This window comes from Ramlibacter sp. AN1015, from assembly GCF_037726105.1.
Lineage (GTDB): Bacteria > Pseudomonadota > Gammaproteobacteria > Burkholderiales > Burkholderiaceae_C > Ramlibacter.
Genome location: NZ_JBBJUM010000003.1, coordinates 320,042 through 333,434, shown reverse-complemented (window position 1 = coordinate 333,434; position 13,393 = coordinate 320,042). Strand labels below are relative to the sequence as shown.

Here is a 13,393-nt window from a genome sequence, read left to right as displayed (position 1 = left end):
GCGGTAGAGGCCGCTTCGGCTTCGGCTTCGGCTCGGCTCCTTGGCTTGGCTTGGCTTGGCTTGGCTTGGCGGTTCGTCTGGTCAGGCTGCGCCGCCGTCTGCCGCGGGAGCCGGATCTCCCAGCAGCGCCGGTGCCATGCGTCCTATCAGCTCCAGCGTGGCGTGCTGCGTCAAGGTGCCGGGGCGCTGGGAACTCACGGCCGTAGAGAGCCGGCTGCGCAGGCGCGGCGTGCCGATCGCGCGCATGTCGAAGGCCTGTGGCCGCCCCGACGACTGCACGGCATTGCGGGTCAGCACCGCATTGCCGGCGCCGTCGGCGACCAGCTCCAGGATGGCGGCGACGGCATCGATCTCCAGCGCGATGCGCGGGCGCAGCCCGAGGTCGGCCAAGGCTGCCTCCACCTGCATGCGGATGGCGTTCGGCCGGCTGGGGATCACCAGCGGAAGCTCCGCGAGCTCTCGCATCGGCAGCGAACGGGCTGCGCCGCGGGTGCCGCTGCCGCGCGCGCGCACGAGATAGAGCGGCTCATCGACGAGCGGCGTGAGCTCGACATCCGGGCCGGGCGCGGCGTTGTACACGAGCGCGATGTCGAGCCGGCCGTTGGCCAGCGATTCACGCATGCCGCTGGACAGGCCTTCGATGATCGAAAGACTGGCTTCCGGCATCCGCCGGCCGAACTCGCGGATCAGCGGGACGGCGAGCGCCTTGGCGATGCTGGGCGGCAGGCCGAGCGCCACCCGCCCGGCGAGCTGGCCGCGCACGCGCCCGAGCTCTTCGCGGGCGCGCTCGACCTGGTGCAGGATGCCTCGGCCGTGCGCCAGCAGCAGCTTGCCCGCCTCGGTCGGGACGGCGCCACGGCCGTTGCGCACCAGCAGCGCCTGGCGCAGTTCGACCTCGAGCAGCCGGATCTGGCGGCTGAGGGCGGGCTGCGCCACATCGAGCGCCACGGCGGCACGGGTGAAGCTGCCGAGCTCGGCGACCCGCACGAAATAGGCGATCTGCTTGAGGTCCATCTCCCTGCGCCTGAGGAATAGCTAGCCGGCAATTATGCCGATCGGTTATAGCTGGTAGTCGTGCGGGCGGCTTCCGCAGTGCCAGACGCCGACTCAGAATGACGGGTTATGCAAACAGCCGCCAACGCGCCCCTGCGGGGCATCTCGTCGATGGCCACGCGCCAGTTGCTCGCCGAACTGGTCGAGCAGTTCCAGCAGCGCTGCGCGCTGCGCATCGAGTTCGAGTCGGTCGGCGGCGTCGATGCGGCCAAGCGCGTGCAGGGCGGCGAGCCCTTCGACGTGGTGGTGCTCGCGTCGGACGCGCTCGACAAGCTGGAGGCTGCCGGACGCATCGAGGCCGGCAGCAAGGTCGATCTGGTGCGCTCCGGCGTCGCCGTCGCGGTGCGGGCAGGCGCCGCACAGCCGGACCTGTCTTCGGAGGCGGCGGTGCGCGAGGCCGTGCTGGCGGCGCGCACCCTGAGCTATTCGACCGGCCCGAGCGGCGTGGCGCTGGCGCGGTTGTTCGAGCGCTGGGGCATTGCCGAGCGGATCGCGCCGCGCATCGTGCAGGCGCCCCCAGGCGTGCCGGTGGGGTCGCTGGTGGCGAGCGGCGAGGCCGAACTGGGATTTCAGCAGCTCAGCGAGCTGATCCACCTCGACGGCATCGCGGTGGTCGGGCCGCTGCCGCCGCAGATCCAGATCACCACCGTGTTCTCGGGGGGCGTGTGCACCGCCACCGGGCGTGCCGAGGCGGTGCGCGATGCGCTGGCCTTCATGCGCTCGCCCGCCTGCGACGACGCCAAGCGGCGCCAGGGGATGGAGCCCGCCTGAACGAAGCTCGCGAACGAAGCACGCGAACGATTGCCAGACCGAACACACGAACCAGCACACCAGGAGCGAACCCACCATGATCATTGACTGCCACGGGCACTTCACCACGGCACCCAAGGCGCTGGAAGACTGGCGCAACCAGCAGATCGCCGGCATCAAGGACCCGTCGGCCATGCCGAAACCCTCGCAGCTGAAGATCAGCGACGACGAGCTGCGCGAAGCGATCGAGACCAACCAGCTGCGCCTGATGAAGGAGCGCGGCAGCGACCTGACGCTGTTCTCGCCGCGCGCGAGCTTCATGGCGCACCACATCGGCGACTTCAACGTGTCGGCCACCTGGGCTGGCATCTGCAACGAGCTCGTCTATCGGGTCAGCCGCCTCTTTCCCGAGCATTTCGTGCCGGTCGCCATGCTGCCGCAATCGCCCGGGGTCGATCCGGCCACCTGCATTGCCGAGCTGGAGAAGTGCGTCAAGGAGTACGGCGCCGTCGGCATCAACCTCAACCCCGACCCCTCGGGCGGTCACTGGACCAGTCCGCCGCTGACGGACCGCCACTGGTGGCCCATCTACGAGAAGTTGGTCGAGTACGACCTGCCGGCGATGATCCACGTCTCCACCAGCTGCAACCCGTGCTTCCACACCACGGGCGCGCACTACCTCAACGCCGACACCACGGCCTTCATGCAGTGCGTGCAGGGCGATCTGTTCAAGGATTTCCCGACGCTGAAGTTCCTGATTCCGCACGGCGGCGGCGCCGTGCCCTACCACTGGGGGCGCTTCCGAGGCCTGGCGCAGGAGATGAAAAAGCCGCTGCTGGCCGAGCACGTGATGAACAACATCTTCTTCGACACCTGCGTCTACCACCAGCCGGGGATCGATCTGCTCAACACCGTGATCCCGGTCAGGAACGTGCTGTTCGCCTCGGAGATGATCGGTGCGGTGCGCGGCATCGACCCCGAGAGCGGGCACTACTACGACGACACCAAGCGCTACATCGAGGCCTCGAAGATCCTGAGCGCCGAAGACCGCCACCAGATCTACGAGGGCAACGCCCGCCGGGTCTTCCCGCGCCTGGACGCGCTTCTCTCCTCGAAAGGACTCTGACCATGTACGAACTCGGCGTTGTGTATCGCAACATCCAGCGGGCCGACCGCGAGGCGGCCGACGGCCTGGCGAAGTTCGGATCGGCCACCGTGCACGAAGCCATGGGCCGCGTGGGGCTCATGAAGCCCTACATGCGCCCGATCTACGCTGGCGCGCAGGTCTCCGGCACGGCCGTCACGGTGCTGCTGCACCCGGGCGACAACTGGATGATGCACGTGGTCGCCGAGCAGATCCGGCCGGGCGACATCGTGGTGGCGGCCGTTACGGCCGAGAACACCGACGGCTTCTTCGGCGACCTGCTGGCGACGTCCTTCCAGGCGCGCGGCGCGCGGGCGCTCGTGATCGACGGCGGTGTGCGCGACGTGAAGACGCTCACCGAGATGAACTTCCCCGTCTGGAGCCGCGCCATCAGCAGCAAGGGCACCATCAAGGCCACGCTGGGCTCGGTGAACATCCCCGTGGTGTGCGCCGGCATGATCGTCACCCCGGGCGACGTGGTCGTGGCCGACGACGACGGTGTGGTGGTCGTGCCCGCGGCCAGCGCCCGCAAGGTGCTCGAAGCCGCCGCCGCGCGCGAAGCCAACGAGGGCGAAAAGCGCGCCAAGCTGGCGTCCGGCGTGCTGGGCCTGGACATGTACAAGATGCGCGAGCCGCTCGAAAAGGCCGGGCTGCGCTACATCGACTGAACGGAAGCACTGCAGATGTCCGACAAGCCCACCTCCGGCGACTTCACCAAGACTCCAGGCTGGCTCGACTGGTACGAGGGGCCGAGCAAGCCGCGGTTCACGTTGCCCGCGGGCAGCGTGGATGCGCACTGCCACGTCTTCGGGCCGGGTGCGCAGTTTCCGTATGCGCCCGAGCGCAAGTACACGCCCTGCGATGCGAGCGCGGAGCAGCTCTTCGCGCTGCGCGACCACCTGGGCTTCGAGCGCAACGTGATCGTGCAGGCCACCTGCCACGGCGCGGACAACCGTGCTCTGGTCGATGCGCTGGAGCGCTCGGGCGGCAAGGCGCGCGGCGTGGCCACGGTGCGGCGCAGCGTGAGCGACGCCGAGTTGCAGGCCATGCACGAGGCGGGCGTGCGCGGCGTGCGCTTCAACTTCGTCAAGCGGCTGGTCGATTTCACGCCCAAGGACGAACTGATGGAGATTGCCGCGCGCATCGCCCCACTGGGCTGGCACGTGGTGATCTACTTCGAGGCGGTGGACCTGCCCGAGCTGTGGGACTTCTTCACCAGCCTGCCCACCACGGTGGTGGTGGACCACATGGGCCGCCCGGACGTGAGCAAGCCTGTCGACGGGCCCGAGTTCGAGCTGTTCCTGCGCTTCCTGCGCGAGCACGACAACGTGTGGAGCAAGGTGAGCTGCCCCGAGCGTCTCTCGGTGAGCGGTCCGCCCGCACTGAACGGCGAGCGCAACCCCTATCGGGACGTGGTGCCGTTCGCCCGCAAAGTGGTCGAGAGCTTCCCCGACCGCGTGCTGTGGGGCACCGACTGGCCCCATCCCAACCTTAAGGACCACATGCCCGACGACGGCCTGCTGGTCGATTTCATCCCGCACATTGCCCCCACGCCCGAGCTGCAGCGCAAGCTGCTGGTGGACAATCCCATGCGTCTGTACTGGAGCGAGTGATGCCACTGGAAAAACCTTACCTGGACGTGCCCGGCACGACCATCTTCGACGCCGACCAGAGCCGCAAGGGCTACTGGCTCAACCAGTTCTGCATGTCACTCATGAAGGCCGAAAACCGCGAACGCTTCAAGGCGAACGAGCGGGCCTATCTCGACGAGTGGGCGATGACAGAGGAGCAGAAGCAGGCCGTGCTCGACCGCGACCTGAACCGCTGCATCTCCCTGGGGGGCAACATCTATTTTTTGGCCAAGATCGGCGCCACCGACGGCAAGAGCTTCCAGCAGATGGCCGGCAGCATGACGGGCATGACCGAAGAGGAATATCGCAACATGATGATCGGTGGCGGCCGCTCGCCCCAGGGCAATCGTCGCGCCGGAGAGGACAAGTAAATGGCACGCATTCAAGCCAGCGTCTACACCTCGCACGTGCCGGCCATCGGCGCGGCGCTCGACATGGGCAAGACCGGCGAGGCCTACTGGCAACCGCTTTTTGCCGGTTATGACTTCTCCAAGCGCTGGATCAAGGAGAACCCGCCCGACGTGATCTTCCTGGTCTACAACGACCACGCCACCGCCTTCAGCCTGGACTTCATCCCGACCTTCGCGATCGGCACGGCCGCCGAGTTCAAGTCCGCCGACGAAGGCTGGGGCCCGCGCCCCGTGCCCACAGTGCAGGGCCATCCCGAGCTGGCCGCGCACATCGCGCAGTCGGTGATCCAGCAGGATTTCGACCTCACCATCGTCAACAAGATGGACGTGGACCACGGCCTCACGGTGCCGCTGTCGCTGATGTACGGCCAGCCCGAGGCCTGGCCGTGCCCGGTGATTCCCTTTGCGGTGAACGTGGTGCAGTACCCGGTGCCCTCGGGCCAGCGTTGCCTGAACCTCGGCAAGGCGATCCGCAAGGCGGTCGAGACCTTCGACCAGGACCTGAAGGTGCAGATCTGGGGCACCGGCGGCATGAGCCACCAGCTCCAGGGCCCGCGCGCCGGCCTGATCAACAAGGAGTTCGACAACGACTTCCTCGATCGCCTGATCTCGGACCCGGAGGGTCTGGCCAGGAAGCCGCACATCGATTACGTGCGCGAAGCCGGCTCCGAAGGCATCGAGCTGGTGATGTGGCTGATCGCGCGCGGCGCCATGGGCGACCTGGCAGGCAAGCCGGCGCCCAAACTGGCGCACCGCTTCTACCACGTGCCCGCCTCGAACACGGCGGTGGGCCACCTGATCCTGGAAGAGACGGCCTGAGCGCCGCGAAAAGGGAAAGAAAAGCATGAGCAAGAACATCCGAGTCGCCCTGGCGGGCGCCGGCGCCTTCGGCGTCAAGCACCTGGACGGCATCCGCAACATCGACGGCGTCGAGGTCGTGTCCGTGGTCGGGCGCGAGCTCGAGAAAACCCGCGAAGTGGCGCAGAAGTACGGCATCGGGCACGTCACCACCGACCTGGCCGAGAGCCTCGCACTCAAGGAGGTCGATGCCGTCATCCTGTGCACGCCGACGCAGATGCACGCCTCGCAGGCGATCGCCTGCATGCAGGCGGGCAAGCACGTGCAGGTCGAGATTCCGCTGGCCGACAACCTGAAGGACGCGCAGGACGTGGTGGCCCTGCAGAAGCAGACGGGCCTGGTGGCGATGTGCGGCCACACCCGCCGCTTCAACCCCAGCCACCAGTACGTGCACAAGAAGATCCGGGCCGGTGAGTTCGCCATCCAGCAGATGGACGTGCAGACCTACTTCTTCCGTCGCAGCAACATGAACGCGCTGGGCCAGCCGCGCAGCTGGACCGACCACCTGCTGTGGCACCACGCCGCGCACACGGTGGACCTGTTCCAGTACCAGACCGGCAGCCGCGTGGTGAAGGCCAACGCGGTGCAGGGGCCGATCCATCCGCAGCTCGGCATCGCGATGGACATGAGCATCCAGCTCAAAACCGAGAACGGCGCGATCTGCACCCTGAGCCTGTCCTTCAACAACGACGGTCCGCTGGGCACCTTCTTCCGCTACATCGGCGACACCGCCACCTACATCGCCCGCTACGACGATCTGGTGAACGGCAAGGAGGAAAAGATCGACGTGTCGAAGGTGGACGTGTCGATGAACGGCATCGAGCTGCAGGACCGTGAGTTCTTCTCCGCCATTCGCGAAGGCCGCGAACCCAACGCCAGTGTCGCCCAGGTGCTGCCCTGCTACGAGGTGCTGCACCAGCTGGAACAGCAGCTGCAGTAGCGCGCCTGTCACGGTGCGCGCGCGATGTCGTCGCGCACGCCTCGAGGCCGGGCCCCGCCCGGCCTCTTGCTTTGGTCCATCAACTTCGCGCAAGGTCGCTTCCATGCACACACGTCAACTCGGTCCCTTCCAGGTTTCGGCCATCGGCCTGGGCTGCATGAACCTGAGCCACGCCTATGGAACCCCGCCGCCGCCCGAGCAGGCCGAGGCGGTGCTGCAGGCGGCGATCGATGCGGGCGTGACGCATTTCGACCTCGCCGCGCTCTATGGCTTCGGGGCGAGCGAAACCATGGCCGGGCGTGTGCTCCGGCCGCATCGACAGCGCATCACGCTGGCCAGCAAGGGCGGCATGGCGGGCGTGGCGGGAGACGACGGCGTGGTTCGCCGCGTCATCGATGGCCGGCCGGAGGCCATACGCCGCAACTGCGAGGACAGCCTGCGGCGGCTGCAGACCGACGTGATCGATCTCTACTACCTCCACCGCTGGGACAAGAAGGTGCCGATCGAGGAGAGCGTCGGCGCGCTGAGCCGGCTGGTGCAGGAGGGCAAGGTGCGTGCCATCGGGCTGTCCGAGGTGTCCGCCACGACGCTGCGCAAGGCGCACGCGGAGCACCCGGTCGCAGCGCTGCAGACCGAGTATTCGCTGTGGACGCGCAATCCCGAGATCGCGGTGCTGCAGGCCTGCCGCGAGCTGGGCGTGAGTTTCGTGGCCTTCAGCCCGGTGGCTCGCGGCTTCCTGTGCGACGCGCTGCACGACGTGGGCACGCTGCCGGCCAAGGACATTCGCAAGCCCATGCCGCGCTTCCAGCCAGAGAACTACGCGGCCAACCTGCGGCTGCTGCCCGGCTACAAGGCGCTGGCGCAGGAGGCCGGTTGCACGCCGGCGCAGTTGGCCCTGGCGTGGCTGCTGCACCAGGGGCCGGACATCCACCCGATCCCGGGCACCACGCGCGTGGACCACCTGCTCGAAGACCTTGCCGCGGCCGACCTGCGCCTGGGCGCGGACCTGCTCGCGCGGCTGGATGCGCACATCAACCAGGGCACCGTGGTGGGTAACCGCTATTCGGAGCAGTCGCGTGCGGAGGTGGATACGGAGGAGTTCTGAGGGTGGAACAAGCTCGGGGCGACCGTTACTCAGCCAGCGGTCAATCCTGGCCGGCTTGATGGCGCGGAGCTGACTGCGCTTTAGGACGCAGCGAATGGACGTTCACCAGGCAACCGGCAACATCGCCACTGCTCTGTGGGGTACCGAGCGCAAGGCGGAGGCAACCGCGGATTTGCCCACAGACTTCAAATTCCTGGGGTTGGCGGCCAAAGAGGGTGACGAAGCTGCGATTGACACCTTGCTGAATCTTGCGGTCACAACCCGCATCGATGCCAAGTCGGTACCCGCAAGGAAGGCGGAGCTCGCTAGGCTTGCGACGCGATCCCTGCTTCGTGCGTACGCGGATACGACCATGTCCGCTGAAACGCGGGGGTCCATCAGAAACAAGATCTATGACCTGCAGCATGGGCGGCCGGCAGCGGTCATCCTCTCCACCGGCTTGTTGTACATGGCCGATCGGACGGCGTCGGTGCGGAACGACAGGGGATCACTCGATGCCACGCGCAGGGAGTTGTTCTGGCGGGTGAACCCCGGGAGCCACTTCGACCGCAGGAGTGCGGACGAGTTGGCCAGCCCTGCGAGGCTGATTCCAGATGAGGAACTGGGGAGGCTCGACGCGTGCAGCGATGCACTCGAAATCTGGCCTGACGCGCTGTCCTTGAATGACGTGGAGCCGTTCAAGGACGCTGTGACACGAATGGTCGATAAGGCGCGCAGTGACAGCACGCTGCAGGCGGCGCTGGTCCATACCGGACACAACCATTGGGTGTCCCTCATCGTCTGTCCGCCATCGAATGCCAGACTCGGATTCCTCGTATTCGACTCCGATCGTCGCCTCGAGGAGGCGCCCGAGACTGTCTCCGGAGCGTTCCGCACACCATTGGAATCGCTCATGCAAGTCGATGACGCACGTTTCGACTACGCGTGCGTCCGTGCCCGGATGCAGGAGCTAGACGCCCCGAACGGCTGTGCGCCGCTGTCCCTGCGCACGCTTCGGGAAGTCGGCGCTGCCGTGCAGAGTGGCACCCCAGGAACGTTCGCGTCGGTATTGGACTTTTTAGGAGCCAGGGAGGCGGAGTGGTCGGATCTCGAAGCCTCCACTCGCAAGGAAATCGTCGGCGCGCTGCGTGCCGAGCTGATTTCGGGGCCTCAGAAGCGTGAGCCGGTGATGTCATAGGGCGCCGTTCAAGCGGCCGCAAACTCCCGCTCATGCATCCACGCCGCATGCTTGGGCGCCCGCCGCGTGCGGCTCCATTCCTCCAGCATCTCCTCCTTCACCGCATCAAGTCGCTGGAACATCTCGGGCGTCGCAGTGTTGGCGGCGAGTTCGACGCGGTGCCCGTTCGGATCGAAGAAGTAGATCGACTTGAACAGCGTGTGGTCGGTCGGGCCTAGCACCTCGATGCCGGCGGCCTGCAGCCGCACGCGTGCCGCGTCCAGTTCCTCCACGCTCTCGACCTCCAGCGCGAGGTGCTGCACCCACTCGGGCGTGTTGCCGTCGCGGCCCATCGGCGGCGAGTTGGGGATCTCGAAGAACGCAAGGACGTTGCCGCCGCCGGCGTCGAGGAACACGTGCATGTACGGGTCGGGCGCGTGCGTCGAGGGCACCTGGTCCTCGGCGATGGCCAGCACGAAGTTCATGCCCAGGTGCGTGCGATACCAGTTCACCGTTTCCCTGGCGTCCTTGCAGCGGTAGGCGACGTGGTGGATCTTGCGGATGCTCATGGGGTCTCCTTCGATTGCGGATTGCGGATTGCGGGTCGCGGGTTTGCGGTTCTTGGGCTACAGGTCCTTGCGCGCCAGGGCGAGTGCCTCGCGCAGCACGGCGGTGTCGCCGATGTGGTTGCACAGCAGCAGGATCAGCCGGGCGTTGAGCTGCTCGCTCTGCTCGTCGCTGAGGTCGCCGTGGGCATCGAGCAAGGCTTCGTAGAAGTCGTCGCCCGGGGTGAAGTCGCGAAAGTAGCGTCGGCCGGGTTCACCGAAATTGGGTTGGACATTCAGGGGCATCGGGCACTCCTCCTTTTGCTCAGGTGTTGCAGGTGGCTCGTGCCAGGGCGGCGCGCACGCGTCCGGCGTCGAACTCGCGCCAGCGTGCGGCCACATGCTGGTCGGGGCGGATCAGGTAGACGGCGCCCGCTGCGGCGTCGTAGCGCTGCGCCGCCAGGCCCTGGGTGTCCTGCAGCACGCGGATGCCGGATCGCTCGCCTCCCGTCGGCGTGACGACGACGCTTTCGACGGGGATGGCACCGTGGGCCAGCGTGGCGAAGGCGTCGCGCTTCGAGGGGCCGAGCGCGGCGGCCTCGGGTGCGAACACCAGCAGCGTGAAGCGCCCTCCCAATGCGCCGAGCAGCCAGCCATCGCGACCGTCTTCGCGCACCGGTGCGTCCGCCATCGGCGCGCCGGGCACCATGTCGCCGGCAAAGGTGTCGGTGTCGGGTGTGCTCAGGCGCGACTGCACCAGGAACGACGGCACCGACAGGCGCCCGGAGTTGACCAGCATGCGCGCGAAGGGCTGCTCGCGCGCGAGGTCGAGCACCGCGTTGCGAAACACCTTGCTCACCCGGCTCTTGGGCGTGATGAAGTCGGTGGAGCGCGTGGAGTTGGCGATGTTTTCGTCGGCGGCGTAGGTGCGGTCCTGGCTATAGGTGTCCAGCAGGGCGTCGGGCGCTTCGCCCCGCATCACGAGGGCCAGCTTCCACATCAGGTCGTCGGTGTCCTGGAAGCCGGAATTCGCGCCCCGCGCGCCGAAGGGCGAGACCTGGTGCGCGGCGTCGCCGACGAACAGCACGCGGCCGGCGCGGAAGTCCTTCATGCGGCGGCACTGGAAGGTATAGATGCTGACCCACTCCAGCTCGAACGGTCGCTCGTCGCCCAGCATGGCGCGGATGCGGGGGAGCACCTTCTCGGGCTTCTTCTCCTCCTCGGGATCGGCGTCCCAGCCGAGCTGGAAGTCGATGCGCCAGACGTTGTCGGCTTGCTTGTGCAGCAGGACGGTCTGCCCGCGATGGAAGGGCGGATCGAACCAGAGCCAGCGCTCGGCAGGGTAGTCGGCCTGCATCACCACGTCGGCGATCAGGAAGCGGTCCATGAAGATGCGCCCGTCGATCTCCAGCCCCAGCGCCCGGCGGATCGGGCTGCGTGCGCCGTCGGCGGCGACGAGCCAGTCGGCATCGAGCTGCAGCATGCCGTCGGGTGTCTCCACCTGCAGCCGCACATGGTCGGCCTGGGGTTGCACGCTGACCACCCTGTAGCGCCAGCGGATATCGACGCCGAGCGCGCGGGCGCGCGCCACCAGCATCTCCTCCAGGTGGTACTGCTGCAGGTTGATCATGCCGGGGCGACGGTGGCCGGGCTGCGGCACCAGGTCGAAGCGGTAGACCTCCTGCTCGCCGAAGAAGGTCCGCCCGACGTTCCAGCCCACGCCTTTCGCGCAGGCTTCGTCCCCCACCCCCAGGCGGTCCAGGATCTCCAGGGCCCGCTTGGCGTAGCACACGGCCCGCGAGCCGACGGAGACCGACTGGTCCTCGTCGAGCAAGAGCACGGGCAAGCCCTGCAGGCGCGCGTCGATGGCCGCTGCCAGGCCGACCGGCCCGGCCCCGACGATGACCAGCGGACGCCGCCCCGGCGTAGACCGCAGATCCTCGGGCGGGGTGTACGGGAAGCTGGGATAGCTATACGTGCCCATGACGTCCTCGATTCACTAATGAGGAATGGGTTGTACTAAACGAAACTACAGAGACGCTTGATCCACATCAAGGGGCAGGGGAGCTGGGGGCGCGCAGCTGGCGGAACCGCCGCGTACGGCCGAGTTACTGATGGGCTGAATGCCGTAGCCCGTCGATCCTGCCGCCACCTTGATGGGGAGCCGCCGATGCCCACGAACGTAAGAACGACTTCTTCTACGCCGATCGCAGCGGGCTCCTCCGCGGCCCCGTTGCGAGCAGGGCGCACCACGCATCGGATCGCTTCCTTTCTGGGGCGGTCGGTGTCTGCCAGCCCGTCACCGGCGCCCTCGAGCGCGGCGGCAATGCAATCACGGGCCGCCGCTGCGAATGCCGGATGGACGTTCAGATCGCTGAAGGACCGCGTGGTCGCCAGGCTGAGCCGCTCGCAGATCAGCAGGGTAGAAATCCAGGCTCAGAACAACCGGATCATCGGCACCAAGCTGGCGGAGCTCGAGGCCGGCGAACCGGCACGCTCCAAAGCACTGGACTTTCTCGTCACCGGCTTTCGGGCCGGCAACACGGCGGTGATCAAAGGGCTGGTCGATGTCCTCGTGCGGAACAACGGCGCCTGCGGCAACGCTGAGCTGGGTAAGGCGGTCCGCACGGAGTTGGTCAATGCCTATCGCGTGTCCGGCACGCCCAGGACGGCCAAGGACGCCTTGGCCGAAGAATGCACGAACAGGGTGAAGCAGCTGCTGACGCCCTCCAGCACCGAGGAACTGGTGCAGTCGGGCGCAGTGATGACGAAAGTGGTTCCACAGAGCAAGGAGAGGGCGCAAGCGCTGGTCCAGCTCGCCCTCGAATGCCACCGAGAGGAGACCGGGACGATCGGTCTGGGCGTGGACATCCTCGGACCCGACAGTCTCAGGAAAATGGAACTCAACTTTCGCAATCCATGGAAGGGGCTGTCCCGTGCCCTCGGCCCGACGGGTGGCGTCGAGGACCTGCTGCGCACGGACCGCTTCATGGACCAGCACGAAATGCGGGCGATATGCGAGATGGACCGTTGTCCGGTCGTGCCAAACCCGGGATCGATCACGCCGAATGCGCGGGCTTCGGCCTTGGCGAACTTCTCGCGCCAGGTCGGCGGCGCAGGTCCCATGAGTGCAGTGCAAGCGGCGCAGGCGCTCGGCAAGCCGGTGACCCTGATGCTCAACCTGCGAGACAACCACTGGACGGCCGTGATCGTGTTTTCCCCGAGGAAGGAAGCGGGAACGACGACGGTTCCGTGTGTTCTCTTCGACAGTCTGAAGAGCGACGAATCGACGGCACTTGTGAAGCGCAAGCTCTCGGAAGCCCTGGCGGACAAGCAAGCCGTCGGCGCTGGCGCCTACAAGCTCGCCCTGACCGTGTGTGGCGGCCACCTGCAGGAGTCGGGATTCGATCGACTGAAGAAGACGATGACGCGCAAGGAACTCGACGGAACCAGCAATGCCTGCGGTACTTTCGCCTTCAAGGCGGCCAGGATCGTCAACGAGCGTGTCGCAAAGGCCACCGAAGTTGACGACGTCGTGAGCGCCCTGGACGACTTCTCGAGCACCTGGCGCCAAACGCCGGCGCCTGCGCGCCGGGAAGAGATTTCCGCGTTGCGCGCGAAGATGCTGATCGACCGCTGCACGCATAGCGATGAGGGAGACTTCATGCGCGTGGCGGCTGACCCAGACCTTCGCCGACAGGTCGGCTGGTCGAGAGTTCATTCCCAGGCGCGGTCAGTGCCCGAAACTGGCGCCGCTCCCGCTTGACTGCGCGGCCGGCGCCCCTTCAGGCGTCGCCACGC

Annotated in this window: 14 protein-coding genes; 10 read left to right on the top strand and 4 right to left on the bottom strand. The window is 67.1% G+C overall.

All coding sequences use genetic code 11. From position 1 onward, the window contains the following. Nucleotides 1-81: 81 nt before the first annotated feature. Nucleotides 82-1,014 (bottom strand): LysR substrate-binding domain-containing protein, encoded by a 933-nt coding sequence (locus tag WG922_RS06780; RefSeq protein ID WP_340281567.1) that lies wholly within the window; start codon nucleotides 1,012-1,014, stop codon nucleotides 82-84. A gap of 108 nt (nucleotides 1,015-1,122) precedes the next feature. Here WG922_RS06780 and WG922_RS06775 point away from each other — a divergent pair, with 108 nt between their 5' ends. The 9 genes from WG922_RS06775 (at nucleotide 1,123) to WG922_RS06735 (ending at nucleotide 9,068) form a co-directional block, all read left to right on the top strand. Continuing rightward, nucleotides 1,123-1,824: a substrate-binding domain-containing protein gene (locus WG922_RS06775; protein ID WP_340281565.1), complete on the top strand. Its 702-nt coding sequence runs from the start codon at nucleotides 1,123-1,125 to the stop codon at nucleotides 1,822-1,824. Nucleotides 1,825-1,900: 76 nt separating this feature from the next. Then, nucleotides 1,901-2,929 carry an amidohydrolase family protein gene (locus tag WG922_RS06770; protein WP_340281564.1) on the top strand — a complete coding sequence of 343 codons (1,029 nt, stop codon included), beginning with the start codon at nucleotides 1,901-1,903 and terminating at the stop codon, nucleotides 2,927-2,929. Nucleotides 2,930-2,931: 2 nt separating this feature from the next. Further along, a complete protein-coding gene (gene ligK, locus WG922_RS06765) occupies nucleotides 2,932-3,615 on the top strand; it encodes a 4-carboxy-4-hydroxy-2-oxoadipate aldolase/oxaloacetate decarboxylase (RefSeq protein WP_340281563.1) in 684 nt (227 codons plus the stop codon). Between the two features lie 15 nt (nucleotides 3,616-3,630). Continuing rightward, nucleotides 3,631-4,560, top strand: coding sequence for an amidohydrolase family protein (locus WG922_RS06760; RefSeq protein WP_340281562.1), 930 nt, complete (start codon nucleotides 3,631-3,633; stop codon nucleotides 4,558-4,560). After that, complete coding sequence (gene ligA / locus WG922_RS06755) at nucleotides 4,560-4,949, top strand: protocatechuate 4,5-dioxygenase subunit alpha (RefSeq protein WP_340281561.1); 390 nt, start codon at nucleotides 4,560-4,562, stop codon at nucleotides 4,947-4,949. The genes WG922_RS06760 and ligA overlap by 1 nt, the downstream gene beginning before the upstream one ends. Then, nucleotides 4,950-5,807, top strand: a complete 858-nt coding sequence (locus WG922_RS06750) for a class III extradiol dioxygenase subunit beta (RefSeq protein WP_340281560.1) — start codon at nucleotides 4,950-4,952, stop codon at nucleotides 5,805-5,807. A gap of 25 nt (nucleotides 5,808-5,832) precedes the next feature. Beyond that, entirely contained in the window at nucleotides 5,833-6,786 is a 954-nt protein-coding gene (locus WG922_RS06745) for a Gfo/Idh/MocA family oxidoreductase (protein WP_340281559.1), read from the top strand. A 103-nt stretch (nucleotides 6,787-6,889) separates the two neighbouring features. Continuing rightward, nucleotides 6,890-7,891: an aldo/keto reductase gene (locus WG922_RS06740; RefSeq protein ID WP_340281557.1), complete on the top strand. Its 1,002-nt coding sequence runs from the start codon at nucleotides 6,890-6,892 to the stop codon at nucleotides 7,889-7,891. Between the two features lie 94 nt (nucleotides 7,892-7,985). Next, on the top strand, nucleotides 7,986-9,068 hold the full coding sequence (locus WG922_RS06735; RefSeq protein WP_340281556.1) for a hypothetical protein: 1,083 nt from the start codon (nucleotides 7,986-7,988) through the stop codon (nucleotides 9,066-9,068). Between the two features lie 8 nt (nucleotides 9,069-9,076). On the opposite strand, the gene WG922_RS06730 is transcribed toward WG922_RS06735, so the two are convergent. From WG922_RS06730 to WG922_RS06720, 3 genes are read right to left on the bottom strand one after another with little or no spacing between them, the layout of a single operon-like run. Further along, complete coding sequence (locus WG922_RS06730) at nucleotides 9,077-9,616, bottom strand: VOC family protein (protein WP_340281555.1); 540 nt, start codon at nucleotides 9,614-9,616, stop codon at nucleotides 9,077-9,079. Between the two features lie 57 nt (nucleotides 9,617-9,673). Further along, the gene (locus tag WG922_RS06725) at nucleotides 9,674-9,898 is read right to left on the bottom strand and encodes a DUF2783 domain-containing protein (protein WP_340281554.1); all 225 of its coding nucleotides are present in this window, start codon (nucleotides 9,896-9,898) and stop codon (nucleotides 9,674-9,676) included. Nucleotides 9,899-9,917: 19 nt separating this feature from the next. Beyond that, nucleotides 9,918-11,576: an FAD-dependent oxidoreductase gene (locus WG922_RS06720; RefSeq protein WP_340281552.1), complete on the bottom strand. Its 1,659-nt coding sequence runs from the start codon at nucleotides 11,574-11,576 to the stop codon at nucleotides 9,918-9,920. 342 nt (nucleotides 11,577-11,918) lie between these two features. On the opposite strand from WG922_RS06720, the gene WG922_RS06715 reads away from it, so the two are divergent. After that, nucleotides 11,919-13,358 carry a hypothetical protein gene (locus WG922_RS06715; RefSeq protein ID WP_340281549.1) on the top strand — a complete coding sequence of 480 codons (1,440 nt, stop codon included), beginning with the start codon at nucleotides 11,919-11,921 and terminating at the stop codon, nucleotides 13,356-13,358. Nucleotides 13,359-13,393: the final 35 nt, after the last annotated feature.